We start from the raw sequence: 25,579 nt of genomic DNA, 5'->3' as shown, positions 1-25,579 counted from the left end.
CCTTGTCCGCATCTGCGATGCCACTGATGCAGCCATTACCGGGATATAAACGTACAGGAATATACTGAACATCAAAAAAAGAGAATATATGCTTAACGACTGGATAAAGAAAGGATTTACAATTTCGCAAAACCCTATCTTCAAAAAGTTTACAGGTAAGGCCGGCGGGTTACTGGGCAAGCCCTTCAAACTGGGTCTGTTGCTGACGACAGCCTATAATAAGCTGGTGAATGTGGAAAGTAAGGAAAGCGGTTTCGACCAGCTGAAGAACTTCATGCAAACCTTTATTCGCCTAGTAAGGGCATACATTAACGGACATTACCGGGATGTATCGAAGAAGTCGTTGGGGCTAGGTGTGGCGGTACTGCTTTACCTGGTGTCGCCGCTCGATTTAATTCCGGACTTTATACCCGCACTGGGGCTGCTGGATGACATAAGCCTGATGGCCTGGTTCATCGATGCCTTTATGAAGGAGATAACCAAGTTCAGGGAGTGGGAGGCACACACCAGCTACGACCACATTGGTCGGTTTTAATTGTTTCTTTTATCTCCCTAAGCCACAAAGAGCATCCTGTTAAGCAGGGTGCTCTTTTTTGTGCAGGGGCAGAAGCAAAAGCATATTTATAAATCTGCAGGACCTGTTGCGTTGAGCCGCTGCTTTACTTAGTTCCACTCCACACGTAACACCTACTATTCCTTATAAATAACTATATTTAGGAAACTGATCAGCAAGTATAGCTGGACAGGAAAAGAATAATCACGAAAAATCAGTCTCTATGAATAACCGCTTTATACTAGTGGGCCTTGGCGCCACCCTTGGCCTTAGTTTAGCCAGCCTTTCTTCTCAGGCACAAGATTATAAAAAAATACACGCAGAAGCCATCGTGGCGGATACTCATAATGATGTGCTTATAAACGTAATGGAAGGGCTCAACCTGAACGATGACCTGCGGGGTAAAACGCACTCCGACCTGGCGCGTTTTAAGGAGGGCGGTGTAGATGTGCAGGTTTTCTCAGTTTGGAGCGACGAGACGGGTTCTTTCAAGTATGCCATGCAGCAGATAGATTCCCTGGAGGCCATTGTAAAGCGCAACCCTGACAAAATGGTGTTGGTTACAAATTATAAAGAGGTGATGCAGGCCGTAAAGCAAGGTAAAATGGCTGCCATGATTGGTGTGGAGGGCGGCCATATGATAGAGAATGACCTGAAAAAGCTGGAGCAAATGCGCAAGCGCGGCGCCATTTACCTTACCCTCACCTGGAATAATTCTACCCCCTGGGCCACCTCAGCCATGGCCGAAACTTCGGGAAAACTGAATGAAGCCGATAAAGGGCTGTCGGATTTGGGCAAGCAGATTGTGCGCCGCATGAACAAGTTAGGGATGCTGGTAGACCTGAGCCACGTTGGGGAGAAAACCTTTTGGGATGTAATGGCGATAACCAAAAAGCCGGTGCTTGTGTCGCACAGCGATGTTTACGCGCTGAACCCGGTGTTCCGAAACCTGAAGGACGAGCAGATTAAAGCCGTGGCCAAAAACGGAGGCGTTATACAACTCAACTTCTTCTCCGACTTTCTGGACCCTAACTTCCGGAAACGCATCAATGACTTTCAAAGAGCGCATAAATCTGAAAGTGATTCACTCGAAACCACTGGATGGACAAAAGAGAAGGTCATGGATTATATGGCAGAAGCCTATCCTGCCGAAGTAGAACAGATACGCCCTCCCCTTTCTGTTCTGATCGACCACATTGATTATATTGTAAAACTTGTAGGAGTAGATTATGTGGGCCTAGGCTCTGATTTTGATGGCATCACCTCGGCCCCGCAGCAGTTAGACGGGGTGGATACATTCCCGCTGATCACTAAAGAGCTGGTTGCACGTGGCTACAGCGAAAGCGACATCAAAAAAATATTGGGCGGTAACTTCTTGCGCGTGCTAAAGGCTAATGCCAGCTAGAACTTCACCAGACACTCCTTTGATTGAAAGTACAGACGGCGCATCTAGCATCCAGTAGTGCAATCTATTTAAAGTTTAAGCACAGCATAACAGCACGGAGGTATGCTGTGCTGTTTGTGTTTGTACAGCCTCTTCCAAATAAAGGGATTTCTAAAGCAGATCGTTGCACTAAAAGGTAGTACTGCCAAGTTTTGGCCATTGTGGCAACTGTGTGCCAGTGCTTAGGCGGCGTCTTTTTTTCATTTTTATAACTTTCAATGAAAAGATATATTACTATCCTATACCCATTTCTTCCGTTCAGGTTCTCTTCATTTTATTAAGTGTTTAATAAAATAGAATCACAGAACCATTCCACCTTTTATGCTTCCCAACCTGCCGTAGTAGCTGCGTACCATCATGCTTTGCAAATTTTATTTGGCTCCTCCCGCAGCGTCCATATACTTGGTATATGTGTTTTCTGATGCACAAATAGTTGTAGAAACAACCTTATTGACCATAGCAGCAGCAGTTTATACTTCCTATGCTTGTAATTACACTTGTACTGGTAAACATTTGATATACTTTTTGCTTTACTCCTAATACATTTCACTGCTATTCTGAAAGTATAAGTATAGGCGAAGGTGTTGGTGTTTTGGTTTGTTATCGTACCTTTGCCGACCGAATGAACGTTCAATTGAGTTCAGACAAATAAAATGGAACAGCTGGCAGGGAAGAAAAAAGCTATTTTAGACACCACACTGGAGTTGATCAGGGAGCATGGCTTTCATGGTACCCCTATGAGTTTAGTGGCTAAAAAGGCTGGGGTAGCGGCAGGTACTATTTACCACTATTTCGAAAGCAAAGATGCGTTAATATGTAATGTGTTCTCCTATATCATGACCAATGCGATAGAGGCGATGCAGCAGAACGATTCGGAAAGCTTACCTTACAAGTATAGATTTTACAACCTGTGGCTTAACCTTTACCGCTTCTACAGCCACAACCCCAATGTACTTATTTTCTTTGAGCAGTTTGTGAACTCACCCTACCAAAAACTGATGCATGATACGAAGCAGGATAAAATCCGGCAGCACCTGAACCTGTTCATGGCACAAGGGGTGCGGGACGGCTTCTTGCGTGAAGCAAACCCTGAAGTACTAAGTGTGCTGGTGCTTGGAAACATCATTACCACGGCCAAAATGATGCGACTGCGCCACGTAAGTATAACTGAGCAGGAACTGCTGCAGATCAGGGAAATTATTTGGGACGGTATGACCAAGCGATCGTAGGTACTTCGTAAGGTAGAGGCTTTAACTAAAATAGAATCTATGTTTAAACAGTATTTGTGCAGTTTAAATTATGCTAGCACAACTCTTTACCTGCCGCTTAAGACAATTTAGAACCAGCTAAAACACGAGCACAAGATAGATGATGAAAATAATTAAAAAATTTAGGATGCTGATCCTGGCCGGTTTGCTTAGCCCCTCCCTTCTGCAGGCGCAGGAAACAGCGGGCACTGCCGCAGAAGAGCTTACCCTGGAACAGTGTGTTGCATATGCGCTGCAGCATCGTGCTCAAGTGGAGCAGGCGTTAATTGATGAGACCATCGGCAAGCGCGAAATAAACGTCAATCTCTCGGGTTGGCTGCCGCAGGTGTCGGCCAATTACGGCGGCACCAAGAACCTGAAGCTGCAGCAGCAGCCTTTCGGAGACCAATTGATAACGCTTGGCCGCAATTATACTTCCAATGTCCTGCTGGAGGCCACGCAGACTATTTACAGCAGCGACCTGCTACTGGCTGCAAGGGCAGCGCGCCATACAAAGGAGCAGTTGCAGCAAAACATTACCGATACCAAAATAAACACGGTGGTGGATGTTAGCAAGGCATACTATGATGTGCTGCTGTCGCAGGAGCAGCTGCGGATTTTAAATGAAAACCTGGCAAGGCAGCAGAAGCAGTACAGCGACGCGCAAAGCCGGTACGAGGTGGGCCTGGTGGATAAAACGGATTACCAGCGCGCGGCCATTACGCTCGGCAACATACGCAGTGATATAAAGCGCGCGCAGGAAAGCATCAAGGCCAAAGTGGCCTACCTGAAGCAGTTGATGGGTTTTCCGGTTGAGCAGGAGCTAGACCTGGCTTATGACTATGAGTCCATGCAGCAACTGGTTTTGGTGGATACCACGGAGGTTCTGAATTTTGCCAACCGCATTGAGTTGCAGCAACTGCAGACCCAACGTGAGCTCCTGCAGCTCAACGAGGCCTACTACAAGTGGAGCTTTCTTCCGACTGTATCTGCTTACGGTACCTATAACTGGCTGTTTTTTAGCGACGAGTTTTCGCAGCTTTACAACCAGGCCTATCCTACCTCCGGCGTGGGTTTGCGCGTGTCGCTGCCTATTTTTCAGGGTACGCGAAGACTTCAGAGCATAAAGATAGCCCAGTTGCGGCTGGACCGGCTGGAAGTGCAAACGGAGTACGTGCGCCATGCCGTTAACACCGAATATCAGGCGGCACTGGCTGATTACAAAAGCGATTATTACGAGTGGCTGACGGTCCGGGATAACGTGGCGCTGGCCGAGGAGGTGTATGAGGTAATCAAGCTGCAGTATGATGAGGGTATTGTGCCATACATAAACCTGATTGTGGCGGAAACAGACCTTCGTACCACCCAACTGAATTACTATAACGCACTCTTCAACCTTATGGCCAGCAAACTGGATTACCAGCGTGCTATCGGTACCATAGACATCAACTAAGAAATAAGCACAAATCAGCATGAAGCGACATACACTCTGGCTGCTTGCAGCCATCTCCGGCCCAGTTATACTTACCGCTTGCGGTGGCGAAGAAGCCGGGCAACAGCAGATGAACCCCGCCGCTATGGCCGTTCCCGTTAACACCATTACCGTTTCTGAGGAGCGCGTGACGGGCACCGACACCTACCCTGGCTCTGTGGTGCCACTGCAGGAAGTAGAACTGCGCCCGCAGGTAGCGGGGTACATTACTAACATTTATGTGCAGGACGGCCAGAAAGTAACCAAAGGCCAGAAGCTCTATGAAATAGATCAGAGCAAGTATAGGGCAGCTTACCAGCAGTCGCAGGCCAATCTGCAGAGCGCCCGTGCTAATCTTGCACGCGTGCAGAAGGATTTGGAGCGCTATGAGACCCTCGCGCAGAAGGACGCTATTGCACGCCAGCAGGTAGATTATGCCCGCACCGATGTGCAAACGGCAAAGTCGCAGGTGGCGGCAGCGGAGGCGCAGGTGCAAAGCGTGGCAACAGACTTAGGCTATTCCGTGATTACTGCCCCCTTCAGCGGCACCATCGGCATTTCGCAGGTGCGCGTGGGTGCGCAGGTTTCACCAGGCCAGCCGCTGCTCAACACCATTTCCTCCATGGATCCCATCGCCGTTGATTTTGATATTAACGAGCAGGAGATTTCCCGTTTCAGTGGCCTCACCCAAGGCAACCAGCCCGATTCGCTTTTCACCATTCGCCTGAACAACGGCGAACTGTACCCGCATACAGGCAAACTGCTGGTGATAGACAGGGCGATTGGCAGGCGTACCGGTACCACCACCGTGCGGGTGCAATTCCCGAACCCGAATGCTGTTTTAGTGCCGGGGATGACGGTAACAGTTAATGTACTGAACCAGGATATTGGCAACCAGCTTGTAATCCCTTACAGGGCTGTATCAGAGCAATTGGGCGAATATTTTGTGTACGTGGTGCAGGGCGACTCTGTAACCCAGCAGAACGTGCAGCTCGGTACCCGCTTCGGCTCCGACATAGTGGTGCGCGAAGGTGTAAAAGCCGGCGACAACATTGTGGTGGAGGGAATACAGAAGCTACGCCAGGGTGCCAAAGTGCAGGTGGGCGCACCGCAGCAGGCACCGGGAGCCGCCCCTCAGGCAGGCGGTAAAAACTAATTAACCCAAGAAAAGAAGAAGCAAATGATATCAGATGTATTTATAAGGAGGCCGGTCACCGCCATGGTCATTTCCATAGTGATCGTGCTGGTGGGCGTGCTGGCGATGATGAACCTGCCGGTGACGCAGTACCCGGACATCTCCCCTCCTGTTGTGTCCGTGTCGGCTAACTACACAGGTGCCGATGCCGAGACCGTGGAGCAGAGTGTGGCCACGCCGATTGAAACGCAGATCAACGGTACGCCGGGCATGGCGTATATCACCTCCACCAACACGAGTACCGGCCAGATGAACATGAGTGTCACTTTTGAGATCGGCACCGACATCGACATTGCTACCCTGGACGTGCAGAACCGAGCCAGTATCGCAGAGCCAAGATTGCCGGAGGAAGTGAGACGTTTGGGCGTGACGGTGCGCCAGCGTAACCCCAGCATCATGATGGTTATCGGTATTATATCGCCGAACAAAACGCACGACATACAGTACCTCGACAACTACACGAATATCTATGTGCGCGACGCGCTGTTGCGCGTGCCGGGTGTTGGTGACATTAATGCTTTGGGGCAGGACTTCAGTATGCGCATCTGGCTGAAACCGGACAAACTGGCCCAGTACAGCATCAGCACCAGCGAAGTTACGGGAGCCATACAGGAGCAAAACCTGCAGGTGGCCGTAGGTACCGTCGGTGCCAAGCCGCAATTTGATAGCCAAGCTTTCCAGTACCCTATTACGGTGACGGGCCGCCTGCAAACACAGGAGGAGTTCGGAAACATTATCGTCCGGACCAATCCGGAAGACGGTTCTATAGTATATTTAAGGGATGTGGCCCGCATTGAGTTTGGCCGCTTTGACTATGGCCGTGCCGCCACTATCAACGGGAACCCGGCTGCCATCCTGCTGTTGTACCAGGCGCCGGGCAGTAACGCCCTCGAAACAGCCGAGGGCATTTATGCGGCACTGGCGGAGATGAAAAGCACCTTCCCTGCCGATGTAGATTATATTGTTTCCTTTGAAACAGTTTCGGTGGTGCAGGTATCGATCAACGAGGTGGTGCATACGCTGGTAGAGGCGCTGATCTTGGTGATTATTGTGGTGTTTCTGTTCCTCCAGAGCTGGCGCGCTACGTTGGTGCCTATCCTGGCGATTCCGGTGTCCATCATTGGTACCTTTATTTTCTTTATTCCGCTGGGTTTCACCATCAACACACTCACCCTATTTGGGTTTGTACTGGCCATAGGCATTGTGGTGGATGATGCCATTGTGGTGGTGGAGGCTGTGCAGCACTACATCGACCATGAGCGGCTTTCGGCAAAGGAGGCAACGCGGAAAGCTATGAAAGAGATAACAGCCCCTGTAATTGCTATTGCCTTGATTCTGGCGGCGGTATTCATACCGGTGGGCTTTATTCCTGGAATCGTGGGGCGCCTGTACCAGCAGTTTGCCATCACCATTGCCATCTCGGTACTAATCTCTGCTTTTGTGGCGCTTACGCTCACGCCTGCGCTTTGCTCGCTGATGCTGAAGCCGATGAACGTGAACAAGAACTCCAGGGGCATCAACAAGTTCTTTTACAAGTTTAACGGCTGGTTTGCCCGCACGACAGAATCATACTCCTCCGGGGTGCGCAGAAGTATAAAAGCGGCGCCGCTCGTGCTCATCATCCTGGTGTGCGTTTATGCCGGAACGGTAGGCTTGTTCTCTGCTAAACCGACAGGCTTTATCCCGACGGAAGATGAAGGGCGCATGTTTATATCCATAGAATTGCCCGAAGGATCTTCTTCTAACAGAACAGAGGCCACACTGGCTGAAATGGGAGATATTCTAAAGGATATTCCGGCTGTCAGGAATTACACGGCTATTGGCGGCCTGAATGCGATCAATTTCTCCTTTAAGTCGAACAGCGGCACAATTTTCCTGCAGTTGGAGCCTTGGGACCAGCGGGAGAATGAAGCAGACCAGTTGGCAGGTGTTATGGCAACCCTGAACCAGCGCTTTGCCGCCATCAAACAGGCTAATGTGATTGTGGTGGCTCCACCGGCTATTCCAGGCCTCGGCAGCTCTGGCGGTTTTAGCTTCATGCTGGAGCAACGCGCTGGTGGCGGCAGCTTAAAGGAGTTTGAAGGAGTGCTGGGCCAGTTTTTGGGCGTCGTGAACCAGCGTCCTGAAATAGCCATGGCCTATAGTTTCTTCAACACCAGAACGCCAGGCTACCATGTGGAGGTGGATCGCGAGAAGGCGAAGCGCCAGGGAGTAGCTATCTCTGATATTTACAGCACCATGTCGTCGCTGATGGGTAGCCGCTATGTGAATGACTTCACCCGATACGGACGGAATTTCCGGGTAGTGGCACAGGCTGACACCGCCTACAGAATGGATATTGAAAGCCTGAAGCAGTACTACGTGATGAACAGGCAGGGCGAGTCGGTACCGCTTAGTGCGCTGGTAAATTATAAGGTAGTGGAGAACGCTTCCGTTATTTCGCATTACAACCTCTTCCGCTCGGCCGAAGTGATGGGTAGTGCCGCTCCCGGCTACAGCAGCGGGCAGGCGCTGCAGGCACTGCAGGAGGTATCTGAGCAGGTATTGCCAGCCGGCTACGGGTATGATTTTTCCGGCCTTAGCCGCGAGGAATTAACAGCCGGCAACAGTACTATCTATATTTTCTCCCTGTCTATTATTCTGGTGTTGCTCTTGCTGGCTGCCCTTTATGAAAGCTGGTCGGTGCCGTTCTCCATACTTTTTGCCATTCCGCTGGGAATGTTCGGAGCGATACTGGCCCTTACGTTCCTGCCAAAATTGGACAATAATGTGTATGCCCAAATCGGTATGATCACCCTGATTGGTTTGGCTGCCAAGAACGCTATCTTGATAGTGGAGTTTGCCAAGGAGCGGGTAGACCGAGGCATGGAGCTAATTGAGGCTACGATTGAGGCCGTGAAGCTGCGTCTTCGCCCGATCATCATGACGTCGATGGCCTTTATACTTGGTGTGGTTCCACTAGCCCTGGCCTCCGGTGCTGGTGCCGTTTCGCGCCAGACAATCGGATGGGTGGTGATAGGCGGTATGCTTGCCGCAACCTTCCTGGCCATCTTTGTGGTGCCGGTGCTGTATGTGGTAATTACGCGGCTGGCTTACGGTAAGAAAGGTCTGGCTAGACTTAGGACTAACTACAAACCGGAAGATGAGGGCGGAGATCCTGCCTATGTGAATCCGCATCAGTAATATGAAGTAAAACAATAGAAATAGCCCCGGTTCTTTGAGTCGGGGCTATTTCTATTTTATTCACCAACAGCTACATATATTTATAGCATTCTATTGTTATTTAGGTATTAGGTTTATACTTTTAGATCGAATAATCTACAAAACAAACTTTTTATGAAACAGTTTTTACTTACCTGCCTGTGTGCGGTTGGCTTGTTATCTGGCGTGCAGGCACAGGATGTTATTATGAAGCGATCCGGAGAAAAGCTGGAGGCAAAAGTGCTGGAGATTACCCCTTCAGAGATTAAGTACAAGCGCTTTGAAAGCTTGGAAGGCCCCACCTACATTATCCCTAAAAATGATGTAACGCTGATCCAGTACGCCAACAACACCAGCGAAACATTTGAGTTCGACCCATCCGCGCAAACAGCCGAACCTGTCAGAGCTGAGTTGACGGCAGCACCTGAAATGCTCTCTGTTAATTTGGTGGAGAAAGGGCAGTTAGATGCCACCAACCACTATGATGGCTATAAAGCTGCCGGTACGGGTACGCTTGTGGCCAGTTTACTCAGCCCTTTGATAGGCTTGGTTCCGGCAATTGCTTGCTCTGTAACTCCTCCGAGAGACCGTAACCTAGATTCCCCTGACCATCAGTTAATGCAGAAACCTGACTATAAAACCGGCTATGTAAAGAATGCCCGCAAAATCAAATCCCGAAAAGTATGGAAGAACTGGGGCATAGGTTTGGGCGTGAACGTGGTGCTTGCCGTTCTTTTGGCACAGTAAACCTGCAGGGCTGAGACGCTAAGGGCGCTAAACATATAGAATTAAAAGCAGCAAAGGCATGGTATTCCATGCCTTTGCTGCTTTTCAGGTATAAGCGAAGCTTCTACTGCCCTTTGCCGCGCATCTGCTTTTCCATCGCATCCCACATCTCCTGCGGTATTTGATCAAAGGAGTTGAATTCGCCTGCCCCGTGCAGCCACTCGCCACCGTCTATAGTTACAACCTCCCCGTTAACAAAAGCGGCATAATCGGAAACCAGGTAGGCGGCCAGGTTTGCCAGTTCCTGGTGCTCCCCGAAACGTCCTACCGGAATGCGTTTGATCGGGTCTAGCTTCTCAGCCAGCTGCTTCGGGAAAAGACGCGTCCAGGCCCCCTCGGTCGGAAAGGGACCCGGTGCAATAGCGTTGGAGCGGATGCCATACTTGGCCCACTCCGATGCCAGGGAGCGCGTCATGGCCAGCACGCCTGCCTTGGCACAGGCAGAAGGCACCACATAGCCGGAGCCTGTCCAAGCGTAGGTGGTGACGATATTCAGGATGCTTCCCTCCTGCTTCTGCGCAATCCAGTGTTTGCCCAGTGCCAGGGTACAGTTATAGCTGCCTTTCAGCACGATGTCTGTGATCACATCAAAGGCTTTATGACTAAGGCGCTCAGTGGGGCTTACAAAGTTACCGGCGGCGTTGTTCACCAGCACGTCCACCCGTCCGAAGCGTTCGAGCGTGGCTTTCAGCATTGCCTCAATCTCGTCATACTTGCGCACATCGCACGAAACAGCCAGTATGTTGCCACCTGTCTCCGCTTCCAGTTCCTTCGCCGTTTGCTCCAGCACCTCCAGCTTCCGGCTCGTAATGACAGCGTTCGCGCCAAGTTCCATAAAATACTTAACCATCGAGCGCCCAAGGCCAGTACCACCACCGGTAACGATAATGGTCTTGCCTTTCAAGGCGCCCTCTTTTAACATTGGTTCTGCTTTGATCATAGTCTTTTTTCAAGTTTATCTCATGCGGAGAGAAGCATCCGCCATCTCCGGTATTCTTAAAGTTAAGAAGTATAGCTGAAGTATATATACTTGTTCGACCTTCTTTTGATGTATGTGCCGTTGAATAAAGAGAGAAAGCATGTGGTGTTCTCGCTTTTAATCCTGCAGAGAATTATTGATTACTCAATGGATCTTACTTGCCTAAATGGCATTTTGAGAGTTTAAGCTGCTATAAAGTCTCTGGTTTAACAGCTGCTGATATCTCAGAAATGATCCTGAAGCAGTTTGTTCGCTGCAATAATGCCACTCAGGCAAACGCCTACTATCCCCTGACCGGGATAAACCGTATCGCCGCACACGTACGCCCCTTTATGATCAAGACGCGCATCTTTCATCTGCCACGGCTTGATTTGCTTGTACTGCGGATACCCGCCCACTGCCCCAAAGGCGCGCTTGGTCCAGAATATCCAGGCCCCCGGCGTTGCCGATTGCACCGAAATAATCTGGTCGCGATGGATAATTCCCTTTTGCATCAGTGCCGTCAGAATCGCCTCCTCCAGCTGTTCTTTATCCGCCAGTTGATGCAGCTCCGGGTGACTGACGTGGGTACTTATGCTGGCGACAAACTCTCCGGCGGGCGCCCTGGAGGCATCAGCAGGATGGCTGAAACTGATAAAGATGCTTTTGCTCCCGATAAAGGGCAACCCCTCCGGCACGTGCACCTGGTGGTGGAGTACTACGGGCAGCGGCTCTTTCCTTTTTAGCACAAGCCCCATACTGAAGGCACCGTTAAGCTTCTCTGATGGCATGATATACTTCTGCAGCCGCTGCTGTACCCGTGCATCCTGAAATATATTCGCTGTATTGTTCAGTGGCACGCCTGATATAATATAAGTACACCTGAACGTTTCTTTCTGCGTGATGACTTCATAGCCCTGTTGCTGAGGCTTCACGTATTGTACTTCCTGGCCATATTGGATTGTTGACCCGGCATTTGTAATATAGGTGACTACTGGTTTGACCAAATTGATAAGCCCTCCGGGTACATAGTAGTTGCTGTACAAGGTATAGCAGAGGGCGGTGGCGCCGAACAGCTCGCTTACCTCTTCCATGCTGTTCTGAGCCGTAATGAGCAGCTGCTCGTTCACAAAGTCCACAAACAGCTTGTTTTGCAGCAGACCATACTTGCCCAGCACCTCCTCCATTGTTCTAAAAGCGCCCGGAATCAGTTTCAGTTGCGCCGGCCTTGCCCTTAGCCATGAAAGCAGCAGGTCTTTCACGTTGGAGAACGGAAAGCTTTGCTGCTGCAGCGAGGTACGCCATACTTGCTTGCTTATCCGGTAGCAGTGCTCCCAGAACGGCCGCTGGTTGTCCGGGCCAAACACCCGTTCCGCTTCCCTTATCCAGGCGTCGAAATCGCCGTAGCGCGTCAGGGTCTGCCCATCCGGAAGGTGCACCTGCATGGGGGGCTCCAGCTTCTGTACCGGCAGCTTTACCTTTATCTGGTCGAGCAGGTAGCGCAGGGGCATGTCCGCATCGAGGCCAACCAGTGTGGTGGCACCTGTCTCGAACCAGTAGCCTTTGCGCTTGTAGGAAGTGGAACTGCCGCCCGGATACTTGGCCTGTTCCAGCACACACACACGCAGCCCCTGCCTGGCCAGAAGCGCCGCTGCTGTCAGAGAGCCGAAGCCCGAGCCGATTATCACCACGTCGTGTGTCATTTATCCTTTGTTTGTCGCTATACTTGCATTGGCATGGCTGTTTTGAAACAGAAGCACCTGCCATTTGTTATTCGCCGAACAAGTATAAAGAACTATGGAAGAAAGAGGAACGATCAGCATCATGGGCTGCGGCTGGCTGGGGCTGCCCCTGGCAGAGCGGCTGGAGCAATCAGGCTATACCATCAAAGGCTCTACAACCACACAAGAAAAGCTAGTGCTGCTTGTGCAGAAAAACATACTGCCTTACCAGCTCAACCTGGCTGATCCGGAAACAGACGAGGAACTGCTGCAGGATTTTCTGAATGCCGATGTACTCGTGCTCAATATCCCCCCACACCTGCGCTCCGACGGCGGCGAGGGCTACCTGAAGCAAATGCACCTGCTCCTGAAAGCTTTGCTGAGCTCTCCAATCAAACGCATCCTGTTTGTCTCGTCCACCTCTGTGTACCAGGACCTGAACCGCGTGGTGACTGAGGAGGACATCGTTTTTACTGAGCAGGAAAACCCGAACCACATGCTGCTGCAGGCTGAGCGCCTGTTTCAGGGGCGGGAAGACTGGCTGACGACAATTTTGCGCTTCGGCGGGCTGGTGGGCGGCGACCGGCAGCCGGGAAGGTTCCTGGCCGGCAAAAAGCATGTGCCCAACGGAGACGCTCCCGTAAACCTCATCCACCTCGACGATTGTGTGGCTATTTTACAGCGCATCATAGAGCAGAATAAATGGGGCAAGGTATACCATGCCAGTGCCGACGGACACCCACTCCGGAAAGAGTTCTACACGGCCGCCGCCCGGCACCTGGGACTTACGCCGCCTGAGTTTGACGAGATGGAAGAAACGCACTTCAAGCTTATCAACAGCCAGAAAATCAAGGATGAATTGGCTTATGTGTTTCTGCACCCTGAGCCCATGGGTTTCTTTTCGTAAATTTGTGGGAAGCGCCTGTAACGCCCTGTTGTTTGAAAGTAGGGTTACATGTGAAGTATAGCAGGTAAGCCTTCGCAGAGATTAGTAATTTAGAGGATGCAGATAGTAGTAATTGGCGGTGGAGCTGCCGGCTTTTTTGGGGCAATAACGTGTGCGGAAGCAAACCCGGCAGCCAGGGTGCTGCTGCTGGAGAAGACAAGCAAGCTGCTGGCAAAGGTGCGCGTATCCGGCGGTGGCCGCTGCAACGTGACTCATAATTGCTTTGCGCCTACCGTTTTTTCGCAGCACTACCCACGTGGGGCGAAACAGCTGAAAGAGGCTTTTAAGATTTTTGGTGCGCAGGAAACGGTAAACTGGTTTGCGCAGCGGGGCGTGCCGCTAAAGGCGGAGGCTGATGGCCGTATGTTTCCTGTAACTAACACTTCCGAAACGATTGTGAATTGTTTAATACAGGAGGCTAGCCGTGTGGGCGTGGAGATAAGAACCAGCACCGGTGTGGAAAGTATAGAGCATGTACCGGGTGAGGAGCCATACTTTATACTTCAGTTGTCTGGAGGAAGCAGCCTAAAGGCACAGCAGGTACTGGTATGCACTGGCGGCAGCCCGAAAAGCCAGGGCTATACCTGGTTGCAAAAACTCGGGCATTCCATCCAGGAGCCGGTGCCTTCGCTTTTCACGTTCAACGTGCCTTCCTCTCCCCTCAAAGATTTAATGGGCGTTTCCGTGCCACGGGCGCTGGTGCGGATTGCCGGACAGAAACTGGCGTACGAAGGGCCTTTGCTCATAACCCACTGGGGCTACTCCGGTCCGGCTGTTCTGAAGCTTTCCGCTTGGGGCGCGCGCCATTTCTTCGAGCAGAAATATACCTTTACCGCACTCATCAACTGGCTGCCGGACGAAACAGAGGAGAGCCTGCGGGAGCAGTTGCTGCAGTACCGCCAGGCGCACCCGAAGAAGACTGTCAGCAGCAATCCACTGTTTGGCCTGCCGCAACGCCTGTGGCGCGGACTAACGCAACTGGCCGAAATACAGGAGGAGGTTAAGTGGGCTGACTTGCCCGGCAAGAACACAAACAAACTTTTGGAAGCGCTGCTTCGCCTGCCGGTGGAGGTTATCGGAAAGACCACTTTTAAAGAGGAGTTTGTTACCTGCGGTGGCATTGAGCTAGGCCAGGTGAACATGAAGACCATGGAAAGCCGCTTGGTACCGGGCTTGTACTTCGCTGGCGAGGTGCTGGATGTAGACGGAATAACGGGTGGGTTTAACTTTCAGGCCGCTTGGACCACCGGCTATCTCGCGGGCAGGCATATGGCTAGTAAAAGCATGTAGTTTGGCAGAAACACCTTATCGGCAACAAAAAATAAACCATAGCAGTATGAAGGCATACAGAAACATATATGCTTAAAACTATGGAAAATAACAAAGAAGTATTTAATACAGTACACCACCTGATCGAACGTTGCAAGGATGGCGCGAAGGGTTATAAAACTGCTGCTGAAGACGTAGAAGACCAGGACCTGAAAGAGCTGTTTCGTAAGTATGCCGTGCAGCGCGACAGCATGATCACTGAATTGCAGGACCAGTTGCACAAAATGGGCAAAACCGACGATGAGTCAAGCTCTATAGAAGGTACGGTACACCGCGCCTGGATTGACATCAAGTCGGCTCTATCCTCAAAAGACAGGGCAAAAGTGCTGGATGAGTGTGAGCGTGGCGAAGATTATGCTGTGAAAGCTTACAAGGAAGCGTTGGATAAAAACCTGCCTGGTGACTTGAAGCCAATTGTGGAACAGCAGTACCGCGATGTTAAAAGCGCACATGACCATATTCGCTCATTACGCGACCAGGCGAAGCAGAATAAGTAAAATCGTAAGTTTATATTCACAAAGGGTGTCCTCACGGGTACCCTTTTTTTGTGTTATTTCGGTTTCGACTGAAAAACAACAAGGGTAGCATCCGTCTGATGCTACCCTTGTTAAAGCTTGCTACCGAAGCAGCCAGCGTAATCTTCCAACCTTTTTATGATACCCTTATTACGGGCTGCTGCTGCAGAAGGTTTGTCTGCAGAGAATATTTCTTAAAATCAAAAAGGCCGACGTTTCAAGTCGGCCTTTTCTTTTGCTTCCGAAGGTTTTATACTTCTTTAGCTGTAATACTATAGTATACGGCATAAAACTGCCGATGTTTCAGGAAATTGAAGAATTAAAATCTTCTTTTGCGGAAACCGCCGCCGCCACCGTTGCTGCCGCCTCTGCGGTCACCACCACCGTCTCTATCACGGAAGCCGCCGCCACCTCTGCGGTCGCCACCACCGTCTCCACCACGGAATCCGCCGCCACCTCTACGGTCGCCGCCACGGTCACCACGGTCTCTGTCACGGAAGCTACCGCCGCCGCTTCTGCCTCGGGCACCACGATCACCACCTTCTCTACTGCTAAAGCCGAAGTCTTCTCCGCCTTCCTTGCCTTCACGCGTACCTTTCTTCTCTGACTTTTCAATCACCACAGAACGGCCTTCGTATTCGAAGCGGCTCATGCTGGAAACGATCTCAGCAGTATACTCCGTTGGCACTTCCACAAAGCTGAACTTGTCGTACAGGTCAATATCGCCCACACGTCCTTCCGGAATGCTGGTGTTCTGCGACAGCAGGTCGATCAGGTCACGCGGGTGTACCTGGTCTTTTTTGCCGATTGTAATGAAAAGGCGATCCATGCCGTCTTTCGTGGCACGTAGGCCTTTCTCAGCTTCAGCGCCTTTCTCCTTTGCCTTCGCCTCTTTCAGGCTCATTTTCAAGAGGGCAGCTGCGATATCAAGCGGCGTGTAGCCATCTGTCTCGTTCACAAAACGTTCGATGCGGGACACGTTCTTGGCAAGTGATCCTTTCTCCAGCACTTCCTTCACTTTATCGAAGAACATGTTCGTGCGGATCTCATTTACATCTTCCAACGACGGTACCTGCTGCAGCACAATCTTCGCCTTGGTATACCGCATGATGTCCTTGATCTTGTACCCGTCAGAACGGCCACCTACAAATGAGAAGGCTTTACCGGACTTACCGGCACGGCCTGTACGGCCAATGCGGTGTACGTAAGACTCTTCGTCCTGCGGCAGGTCGTAATTAATAACGGCTTCCACATTCTCCACGTCCAGTCCACGGGCAGCTACGTCAGTTGCTACCAGTATTTCCAGCGTGCCGTTGCGGAACTTGTTCATCACGTTCGTACGCTGGTTTTGGTTCAAATCACCGTGCAGGGCATCTGCAAAATAGCCACGTGCCTGCAGGCCCGATACCAGTTCATCCACCATGCGCTTCGTGTTACAGAAGATAATGGCTGATTTGAGGTTGTACATGTCGATCAAGCGCGAAAGCACTTCCGGCTTAGCGCTGTTACGTACCTCAAAGTATGATTGGTCAATGTTGGTTACGGTCAGCTCCTGGTGTACCACCTTTACCAGAACAGGATCTGTCTGGTAACGCTTGGTCATTTCCATGATTGGCTTTGACATGGTGGCCGAGAAGAAGATTGTCTGGCGATCTTTAGGGATACGCTCCAGTACAAACTCAATGTCTTCACGGAAGCCCATGTCCAGCATTTCGTCCGCTTCGTCAAGTATAATCTTTCTTACTTTGTCTAGCACAAGCGTACCACGCTCGATGTGGTCCATTACACGGCCCGGCGTACCGATTACAATCTGAACACCCTGCTTTAGCGCGCGCAACTGGCGCTCGTACGGCTGTCCGCCATAAATCGGAACAACACTAATGCCTTGCTTATACTTAGCCAGCTTCTGGATTTCTCCGGAAACCTGAATGGCCAGCTCACGCGTGGGGCAAAGAATAAGCGCCTGTACGCTTCTGTCGTTCTGGTCAATTCCCTCGATGGTTGGAATACCGAAAGCAGCGGTTTTACCAGTACCCGTCTGGGCCTGGCCAATAATGTCTCTGCCTTCTAAAACAACAGGAATAGCTTCTGTTTGAATGGGTGAAGCCTCTTCGAAACCCATGTCAGCGATGGCTCGCTGGACTTCCGGCGATAGCGGAAGCTCGTCAAATCTGATTTTGTTCATCTAATTATGTATAACTGTACACTTGGATGCAGCCTGCTAATCAACCTTTCTCTCCTATGAAGAGAGCGACAAGAAAACAAAAAACAACCCGTGTATTCAGTTATCAATAAATCAGCCTGATCCAAATCAAGCTGCAAAATTACTTATTATTTAAGTGATATCCTAATCGTACCTCTTTTATCGGCTGCAATTGCTTTTGTACTGATTTACCGTCTGTTTACCCACCATATCGTGCACCCGACTTATAATCCAATAAAATAAGTGCATTATATTTTTTAATGCATAAATTAGTAATTAAATCAAATTAAATATTAGAAAAAGTAACTTTAAAAAACAGTCTACTCGTAAAATACTGACATTCACTAGTGTAAATAATAGCTCAACCATTAAAGCGACTAATCAAGGAATACTTTGCATTAAACAAACGTAGTAAAAGAAAACACCTTTCTGCCTAACAAGCTGCTTCCTTGTGGGTTAAGCAGTAAACGATACAAAAACATTTTGCACAATTGCACCTGATTTAGTAACAGGTGCGGGAGATGCCGAATAAAATATTTGGTGTAGCAGTGCCAGTGGCTTTGCCATGCATTCAGTACCCATTGCCTAAATAAAAGCGAAAACATAACCCTAAGTCCCTACTATATGTTACACTTCTCCAAAATCTCAACAAAAGGCAAAGATTTTAACCTGATCGCTGCAGGTGCCCTGGCGTTTAAAATCCACAACAAGATTCTAAAGGACGAGGCTTTTCTGAAAGGCACGAAAATCAGCCGCAACATGCTTGTGGGCAGTGCACCTGCCAGAGCGCTGAATGCTGACCGCCGTAACGTGTTTTACGTGATTCTATCGGACGTTGACAGAACTAATATTGATGCCCTTTGCGATATGATTGCGCAGGAACGAAAAAAAGGCAGTTATGCCGTGTGCCAGGTTATACCGGTATACTATAACGAGCCCTCGTTCAAAGCCATGAAAATGCTGCGCCAGAATTTTGACGAGGTAATTGAGCTGAACAAGTTTAACCTGGGCAGCAGCAAAGCCCTTATGAGCGCAGAGCAGCAGCATTGCCTAATAACCGACTATTCACTGTCGATGGCCCGAATCATGTACCATGTTTGTGCTAAGGACTTTGCCGCGCAACCTTCAGAATCAAAAGGAGAATTGACCTACGCGTAAGCACCGGTGGCTTTCCCCAACCTATAGAACCTCTGCTTGCTACCGGGCAGAGGTTTTTTGTTTTTCCCGGTTGTATTTGCAGCCAAATTCGCAGCGCCAGATTTGGGGGAAACCCTCCCTTTGCTGTACCTTTAGAGAATAGAGAAAAGCTATGCCCTCAACATTCAAGATATACTCCTCCTCCGCCGGCTCTGGCAAAACCTATCACCTCACAAAGGAATACCTGAAACTGGCCCTGCACACCTCCGACCCGGACTATTACCGGTCGGTGCTGGCAATAACGTTCACCAACGATGCCGCCGCTGAAATGAAGGAACGTATTCTTTCTGCCTTGCGCAACTTTAACGATTCAAGTCTGCCGGAGAAGGACAAGCAGAAAAGTGAGCAATTATTGGATGGCATAACACAGGATTTAAAGTTGGAGTACCCGGAGGAGCATCTTGACAAAGAGGAGGTGCGCATGCGCGCAGCAAAGCTCTTCCGCCAGATCCTCTACAATTACTCGGAGTTCAGCGTCAGCACCATCGATAGCTTTGTAAATAAAATTGTGCAGGCTTTCACGCGCGAACTGAACATTCCGCAGAACTTTGAAGTGGACCTGGATTCCAACACCCTGCTCCGCACAGCTGTGTCGCTGCTGCTCGACAAGGTGACGGACTCAAAGAACGACCTGCTCTCGCAGACGCTGGAGCAGTATGCCCTGGAGAAGGCACGGGAAGGAAAAAGCTGGACTATGCTGCCCGACGACCTGATGGATTTTGCCCGCAACCTGCTGAACGAACAGGTTTACGAAGCCATCACCGATTTGCAGCAGCTAAGTCTGGAGGATTTCCGGGAAGTGCGTGAGCAGCTGTTTCTGGTGCAAAAGCAGGTGGCGGAAACAGTGCAGGAGGCGGCGCAGCAGGCCATGCAGTTGTTTGAACAGGCCGACGTCTCCCCTGCCGACCTATACCAGAGCACGCGCGGCATCTACAGTTACTTTAACACCTGGCTAAAAACGGTTGACCTGAATTATGGCAACAGCAATGCTGCCAAGACCATTGCCGATGATAAGTGGTACGGCGGCAAAGCCAGCTCGGCAGCCAAAGCACAAATTGACAGCATTAAGCAGCCACTGACGGAGCTATACTTCCATATTGAGGAGATCAAAGACAAGTACGCCGCTACGTTCACCCTGATACAGCAGGTGGTGCCGCACCTGTACAAGGTCTCGCTGCTGAACGAGCTCGAAAAATGCCTGCAGGAGATAAAGCTGGACAAAAACACCGTCCATATCTCCGAGTTTAACAAACGCATCATCGATATTGTGCTCATGGAGCCGGTGCCCTTTATTTATGAGCGGCTTGGCGAGAAGTATAAACACATTTTGATCGATGAATTCCAGGACACTTCGGTGCTGCAATGGAACAACCTCCTGCCGCTGGTAGACAATGCGCTGGCCTCCGGCCACTTCAGCATGGTGGTGGGCGATGCCAAGCAAGCAATCTACCGCTGGCGCGGCGGTGAAATGGAGCAGATCCTGCACCTCTACAAAGGCAGCACGAAGCAGCTCTACGAAAACCGGCGGCACGGCCCGCTCATCCGCGAAAGATATGAGTCGGTGGACCAGGCGCGGCAGCCTGAAAACCTGAGCACCAACTACCGCAGCCGCTCCGAGATTATTGATTTCAACAACGAACTGTTCACCTTCATCAGCCAGGGGCATGCTAATTTCGGGATGTTCACCTCTATCTACGACAAGGATTTTACGCAGCAGGTGCCCACTGGCAGCGATAAGGGCGGTGGGCATATTCAGGTCCTTTTTACGCACGAGGACGACCTGAACCTGCAGTATGACCTGAACGGCTGCGCACGCACAGCAACATTGTATGAAGGATACAAAAACGAAGAACTGCTGACCTACGACGAGAGCACGCTGAACATGGTGCTGCAACTGGTGCGCCATGGCCTGTCTGAGGGCTATGCGCTGAAGGACATGGCTATACTTTGCCGTACCAACGTGAAGAGTAAGCTGATCGCCAATTTTCTGAAGGAGCGCAGGTTCGATATTATCTCCCAGGATTCGCTTTCCCTACAGTTTGCCGAAGTCATTAACCTGATCATCGCCATGTTCCGGGTCTTCAACCGGCCAAACGATTCGCTGGCGAAGTCAGAGGCGTTATACCTGGTATGCAAGGTATCACTGGAGACGGTGCCGGATGTGGAGATGACGAAGACCATCGCCGATATCGCCAATGACAAAGAGAACGCATCTTTCTTTGAGCAGCTGCGCGTGTTCGGTTTTGATGTGCAGGAGCGTGAAACTGGCAACCTCTCCATTTACGAGCTCACCGAAAAACTCATCCGCATCTTCAGCCTGCTGGGCAAGAACAACGAGAGCGAGTATCTCTTCCGCTTCCTGGACCTGGTGCTGGAGTATAGCCTCAAGCACAGCAACAACCTGAATAACTTTCTTTCTTACTGGGAGGTGCAGAAGGACAAGCTAAGCATTAACACGCCTAAAAACAGGAACGCCATCACCATCACCAGCATCCATAAGTCCAAGGGACTCGCTTACCCGATCGTCATCATTCCCTTCGCGGATTGGAGCACCTCTCCTAAGCCTGGGAACCTGATGTGGAGCCAGCTGCCCGATGATGTGCATGTGACGGGAAAGTTGCGAAGCGTGGCCGTGAACACCAGCTCGCGGTTGGAGAACACCATTCTTTCAGAGCAGTACAACACGGAACTCGAGAAAACCTTCATAGAAAACCTGAACATGCTGTACGTGGCCCTCACCCGCCCCATAGACCGGCTGTACCTGATTGGGGATGCCCGCGAGCTACTGGACGAGCGCAAGGCGCCGAAGCTGGACGTCCAGGCGAAAAACGTGAGCCACCTGCTGTACCGTTTCCTGGTGCACAAAGAGCTATGGGCCTTTGGCCAGCACTGCTACCAGCTGGCGCAGGGTAAACAGCAGGTAGCACGGCGTGATGATGCTTCAGACAACGACACCACTTACCGCGTGGATCACCTGGCTTCCACGGATTGGGAGCAGCGGCTAAAGATAAAGCAGCACGCCAACAACGTGTTTGACTTTGAAACACAGACGGTGCAGCGTCAGCAAAACCGAAAACTGCACTATGCTCTGGCGCGCATTGCCTTTGCCCCGGAACTTGACCGTGTGCTGCGCCAGATGGTGTACGAAGGCATCATCAGCGAGCGTGAAAAGCCTGAGGTGGCGCAGAAGCTGAAGCAAGTAATAAGCCACCCGCGGTTGCGCTATTATTTCACGAACAAAGTGGTGGTAGAGCATGAAAAGGAAGTGCTGGATGCCCGCGCTTACCTCTACAAACCCGACCGCATTGTGTTTGATGGCGATACGGTGGTGCTGATGGAATTTAAAACACCGCCGCCCGAGCCCGAGCACCGTTACCGGCTGGACCACTATGCCGTGCGCTTCCGGCAGTTGGGCTACCAGAAGGTGAAATGCGTGCTGTACTATTTCGAAACAGAGGAAGTGAAAACCTGGCAGTATGGCAGCAAGAAAACAGAGCAGCTGGGGCTGGAACTCTAAAAGTTATCCCCGGACTATTACTTGTACTTATAACGTATGGATGGCTTACTATTTAATAGTGATAGCGCTATGGTGCTGCAACTGCCTGTTGTTATTTAAAGTATAAGCACAGGAAGTATAAATCCAGCAGTACCCGCACAAGCCCCATACAGCAGACTCTTATTTGCATGCAGAACTACAATAACCTGAAGGTTGATCTCTCTAACTGTGACAGCGAACCGATACACCACATTGGGCAAATTCAGCCACACGGTTTCCTGATTATTTTAAATCAGCAGTCGCTGCAAGTGGAGCAGGTTAGTACTAATATCGCTGCATTTGTGGATGTTGTGCCTGAGGACTTGATCGGCCATACGTTGGAGAAACTGTGTTCTGGTCAGGGTTACCTGATGCTTGAAAAGCAACTCAGGAACGCGGTGAAGTTAAACCCACAGCTGCTTCACCTTTGTGAGCACCTTTTTTTTGGATTCATACATAGTTCCGAAGGAAAACTGGTGCTGGAATGCGAGCCCTATTTTCAGGGCGCTGACCAGCAAAGGCTGGAGAACACACAGCACTTCGCCCAGTTCCAGACCCAGCTCAACACCCTGGAGGGACTCGGGGAACAGGCTCAGCTGGTGGTAAATTTTGTGCAGCAGGTGCTGGCCTATGATCGGGTGATGCTTTACGTGTTCGACGAGGACTGGAATGGCGAGGTGATTGCCGAAAATGTAAAAGATGGTGTGAACTCCTACCTCTACCACCACTTCCCCGCCAGCGATATTCCTGCCCCGGCGCGAACCCTGCTTGAGAAGAAGCACGTCAGGCAGATACCGGATGTACAGGCACAGCCGGTAAAGATTATCCCTTATATCAGCCCATCTACCGGTGCGCCCTCCAACATTCTCCTGTCTGAGTTGCGCAACCCCTCGGAGATTCACCTCGAGTATTTGCAGAACATGGGTGTCCACGCATCGCTCTCCTTTTCCATTTTAGTGAAAGGCAAACTGTGGGGCTTGATTGCCTGCCACCACCTCAGCCCGATCTTTATCGACTACTGGAAACGGCAGGTGTGTTACCTGGTGGCAAAAGCCTTTGCCAACGCTATTATGGCCACCCACGAAAAGCGCGACCTGGATATTTTTGAGCTGTACAAACAGCGCGAGGAGGCACTGGTGCAGCAATTAAACAAATCCGGCGACATCAGCCAGGGCCTTTTCAGTGGTGATCTGACTTTGCTTGACATTACGCAAAGTGCTTCAGCGGCAATTTACATCAACAACCAGCTAACTCGTACGGCCAACGCGCCGGAGGAGCACGAGGTAATGGCCATTATCGAATGGCTGGCGGAGCACCGGTCGGACAGGGTGTTCAGCACCCGGACGCTCTCCAAGCTAATGCCCGGAGCCGAGGCCTTTCAAAACAAAGCCAGCGGTTTGCTTGCCCTGGAAATATCACGCTATAACAAAGAGTACATTTTATACTTCAAGCCCGAGATCAGGGAAACAATCACCTGGGCCGGTAATCCGGAGAAGCCAATGACGGCAAAAACCGAGGCGCGTATTCACCCACGCAAATCATTCAAAAACTGGGAAGAGATCGTAAAGGGCAAATCCCATCCCTGGACGCTGAATGAGTTGGAGATTACACAGATTCTGCTGAAAGACCTGACGGCCATACTCCTGCGCAACCAGGCCGATCAGCTCAAGAACCTGAACAAGGACCTCCGTAACAACGCCCATGAGCTGCAGACTAAGAACAGGCGGCTCGAAGATTTCGCCCACATTATTACGCATAACCTCCGATCGCCACTGAGTAACATGAAAGGTTTGTACAACCTGTACCAGGCAGAGCCATCGCAAAAGGTTGCTTCTGAGGTGATGAGCCGAATGCATGTTGTGGTCGAGAACATGTCAGAAACCATTCACGACCTGAACCTGCTGCTAAAATCGGCCCTGGATCAGCAAACAGATGGCGCTGCGGACGTAGCGGAAGCACTGAGAAAACAGGAGCAGAACCTTCAACCGGTGATAGCTGAAAGTAATGCAACTATTCGGACGGAACTGGCTGTTTTGGCTTTTCCGGTATCAAAAGTGTACCTGGAGAGCATTATGCACAACCTTCTGTCTAATGCCCTCAAGTATAGGGACGAAAGCCGGGAGCCGGAAATTCTTGTAAAGACGTGGGAGAACGATGCTACTGTGTTTCTCTCGGTAAGCGATAACGGCCTGGGCATGAACATGGAAAACGTGGGCAGCAAGATTTTTGGATTGTACCAGACGTTCCATCAGAAGAAGGAGTCGAAAGGCCTGGGGCTATACCTGACCAAAATGCAGGTAGAGAGCTTAGGCGGTCGCATTATGGTGGAGAGCGAACAGGGCCTCGGCACCACCTTTACCGTGCAGTTGCACCGGCAATAAGGTGCAAATTCTTCACGATCGAAAATAAGAAGAGCCATTTGGTAGGGTAATAAACCGCAGCTTCTTATTTTCACGTTGGGAGCCTCAGTAGCGGGCATGTCCCGTCTTTTTATACTTGTTAGGCCGTACTATGGAACCACGATTGACACTCATCACGCTGGGAGTGAAAAACCTGCAACGCTCACGTGACTTTTACCAGAACGTTTTTGGCTGGAAACCCACGGAAAGCAGCACGGAAGGCATCGTCTTTTTCGAACTAAACGGCATACAACTGGCGCTGTTCCCACAGGAGTCGTTGGCCGACGATGCGGGTGTTTCAGCGGAAGGCAGCGGGTTCAGGAGGTTTTCGCTGGCGCACAATGTAAGATCAGAGCGGGAGGTAAATGAGCTGGTTGCCCTACTGGAGGAGAAAGGCGCCACGGTACTGAAGCGCCCCGAAAAGGTATTCTGGGGCGGCTACAGCAGCTACATTGCAGATCCGGACGAGAACCTGTGGGAGATTGCCTATAATCCTTTTCTTCCAATTCCAGACTCGGAGGAGAAGAAGACGCCTTCCATTCATTAACCCGTGCACCTCAAATTTAAATCCCGCATCAAGCGCCGGTATATACTACTGCTCTATCTGCTAGTTCCTCTCTGCTTGTTTTTCTGGTTCAACATGCAAGTGAGCTACAAGTATGAAGTAGATCATCAGTATCTTTTTCTAGAGATGGATGATACACTTACCCCCACTGAAAAACTGGAGCTAAACCGGGAACTGGATAAAAAGGGGGAAGCGATCATCTGGCAGTCCCGATTTGTGCTGGTGGTAGCTGCTGCCTCTTTTGTAACGGCAATTACACTTAGTTTGAGAAAAATAAAGTATCGTTAAATCAACTCCCTTTCACCCACTCTAAT

Annotated in this window: 18 protein-coding genes; 15 read left to right on the top strand and 3 right to left on the bottom strand. The window is 50.6% G+C overall.

The genetic code is table 11. The features are described from left to right. Nucleotides 1–88 precede the first annotated feature (88 nt). The 7 genes from A0W33_RS18730 (at nucleotide 89) to A0W33_RS18700 (ending at nucleotide 9,858) form a co-directional block, all read left to right on the top strand. A complete protein-coding gene (locus tag A0W33_RS18730) occupies nucleotides 89–535 on the top strand; it encodes a YkvA family protein (protein ID WP_068839614.1) in 447 nt (148 codons plus the stop codon). 241 nt (nucleotides 536–776) lie between these two features. Further along, on the top strand, nucleotides 777–1,958 hold the full coding sequence (locus tag A0W33_RS18725; RefSeq protein WP_068839613.1) for a dipeptidase: 1,182 nt from the start codon (nucleotides 777–779) through the stop codon (nucleotides 1,956–1,958). Between the two features lie 692 nt (nucleotides 1,959–2,650). Continuing rightward, the gene (locus tag A0W33_RS18720; RefSeq protein ID WP_068839612.1) at nucleotides 2,651–3,226 is read left to right on the top strand and encodes a TetR/AcrR family transcriptional regulator; all 576 of its coding nucleotides are present in this window, start codon (nucleotides 2,651–2,653) and stop codon (nucleotides 3,224–3,226) included. 139 nt (nucleotides 3,227–3,365) lie between these two features. Next, entirely contained in the window at nucleotides 3,366–4,697 is a 1,332-nt protein-coding gene (locus A0W33_RS18715) for a TolC family protein (protein ID WP_229802032.1), read from the top strand. A 19-nt stretch (nucleotides 4,698–4,716) separates the two neighbouring features. Beyond that, nucleotides 4,717–5,871: an efflux RND transporter periplasmic adaptor subunit gene (locus A0W33_RS18710; RefSeq protein WP_068839611.1), complete on the top strand. Its 1,155-nt coding sequence runs from the start codon at nucleotides 4,717–4,719 to the stop codon at nucleotides 5,869–5,871. Between the two features lie 24 nt (nucleotides 5,872–5,895). Next, the gene (locus A0W33_RS18705; protein WP_068839610.1) at nucleotides 5,896–9,093 is read left to right on the top strand and encodes an efflux RND transporter permease subunit; all 3,198 of its coding nucleotides are present in this window, start codon (nucleotides 5,896–5,898) and stop codon (nucleotides 9,091–9,093) included. Between the two features lie 153 nt (nucleotides 9,094–9,246). Continuing rightward, on the top strand, nucleotides 9,247–9,858 hold the full coding sequence (locus A0W33_RS18700; RefSeq protein WP_068839609.1) for a hypothetical protein: 612 nt from the start codon (nucleotides 9,247–9,249) through the stop codon (nucleotides 9,856–9,858). 103 nt (nucleotides 9,859–9,961) lie between these two features. On the opposite strand, the gene A0W33_RS18695 is transcribed toward A0W33_RS18700, so the two are convergent. Both A0W33_RS18695 and A0W33_RS18690 read right to left on the bottom strand, forming a co-directional pair. Next, on the bottom strand, nucleotides 9,962–10,837 hold the full coding sequence (locus A0W33_RS18695; protein ID WP_068839608.1) for an SDR family oxidoreductase: 876 nt from the start codon (nucleotides 10,835–10,837) through the stop codon (nucleotides 9,962–9,964). 263 nt (nucleotides 10,838–11,100) lie between these two features. After that, entirely contained in the window at nucleotides 11,101–12,558 is a 1,458-nt protein-coding gene (locus A0W33_RS18690; protein ID WP_068839607.1) for a phytoene desaturase family protein, read from the bottom strand. Between the two features lie 94 nt (nucleotides 12,559–12,652). On the opposite strand from A0W33_RS18690, the gene A0W33_RS18685 reads away from it, so the two are divergent. The 3 genes from A0W33_RS18685 (at nucleotide 12,653) to A0W33_RS18675 (ending at nucleotide 15,348) form a co-directional block, all read left to right on the top strand. Beyond that, nucleotides 12,653–13,483 carry an SDR family oxidoreductase gene (locus A0W33_RS18685; RefSeq protein ID WP_068839606.1) on the top strand — a complete coding sequence of 277 codons (831 nt, stop codon included), beginning with the start codon at nucleotides 12,653–12,655 and terminating at the stop codon, nucleotides 13,481–13,483. Between the two features lie 96 nt (nucleotides 13,484–13,579). Beyond that, entirely contained in the window at nucleotides 13,580–14,812 is a 1,233-nt protein-coding gene (locus A0W33_RS18680) for a BaiN/RdsA family NAD(P)/FAD-dependent oxidoreductase (RefSeq protein WP_068839605.1), read from the top strand. An 80-nt stretch (nucleotides 14,813–14,892) separates the two neighbouring features. Next, complete coding sequence (locus A0W33_RS18675) at nucleotides 14,893–15,348, top strand: ferritin-like domain-containing protein (RefSeq protein WP_068839604.1); 456 nt, start codon at nucleotides 14,893–14,895, stop codon at nucleotides 15,346–15,348. Between the two features lie 337 nt (nucleotides 15,349–15,685). Here A0W33_RS18675 and A0W33_RS18670 read toward each other — a convergent pair whose 3' ends face one another. Continuing rightward, nucleotides 15,686–17,551: a DEAD/DEAH box helicase gene (locus A0W33_RS18670; RefSeq protein WP_068839603.1), complete on the bottom strand. Its 1,866-nt coding sequence runs from the start codon at nucleotides 17,549–17,551 to the stop codon at nucleotides 15,686–15,688. A 642-nt stretch (nucleotides 17,552–18,193) separates the two neighbouring features. Here A0W33_RS18670 and A0W33_RS18665 point away from each other — a divergent pair. The 5 genes from A0W33_RS18665 to A0W33_RS18645 all read left to right on the top strand — a co-directional run bounded on the left by A0W33_RS18665 (nucleotide 18,194) and on the right by A0W33_RS18645 (nucleotide 25,553). Further along, the gene (locus A0W33_RS18665) at nucleotides 18,194–18,727 is read left to right on the top strand and encodes a hypothetical protein (protein ID WP_068839602.1); all 534 of its coding nucleotides are present in this window, start codon (nucleotides 18,194–18,196) and stop codon (nucleotides 18,725–18,727) included. Nucleotides 18,728–18,878: 151 nt separating this feature from the next. Next, nucleotides 18,879–22,283: a UvrD-helicase domain-containing protein gene (locus A0W33_RS18660; RefSeq protein WP_068839601.1), complete on the top strand. Its 3,405-nt coding sequence runs from the start codon at nucleotides 18,879–18,881 to the stop codon at nucleotides 22,281–22,283. A gap of 167 nt (nucleotides 22,284–22,450) precedes the next feature. Then, complete coding sequence (locus tag A0W33_RS18655; RefSeq protein ID WP_068839600.1) at nucleotides 22,451–24,682, top strand: ATP-binding protein; 2,232 nt, start codon at nucleotides 22,451–22,453, stop codon at nucleotides 24,680–24,682. Between the two features lie 130 nt (nucleotides 24,683–24,812). Continuing rightward, nucleotides 24,813–25,247, top strand: a complete 435-nt coding sequence (locus A0W33_RS18650) for a VOC family protein (protein ID WP_068839599.1) — start codon at nucleotides 24,813–24,815, stop codon at nucleotides 25,245–25,247. A gap of 144 nt (nucleotides 25,248–25,391) precedes the next feature. After that, entirely contained in the window at nucleotides 25,392–25,553 is a 162-nt protein-coding gene (locus A0W33_RS18645) for a hypothetical protein (RefSeq protein WP_172798138.1), read from the top strand. Nucleotides 25,554–25,579: the final 26 nt, after the last annotated feature.

The sequence above is a fragment of the Pontibacter akesuensis genome, assembly GCF_001611675.1.
GTDB lineage: Bacteria > Bacteroidota > Bacteroidia > Cytophagales > Hymenobacteraceae > Pontibacter > Pontibacter akesuensis.
The sequence above is the reverse complement of the archived record's forward strand: the minus strand, read 5'-3'. Positions and strand labels throughout refer to the sequence as shown.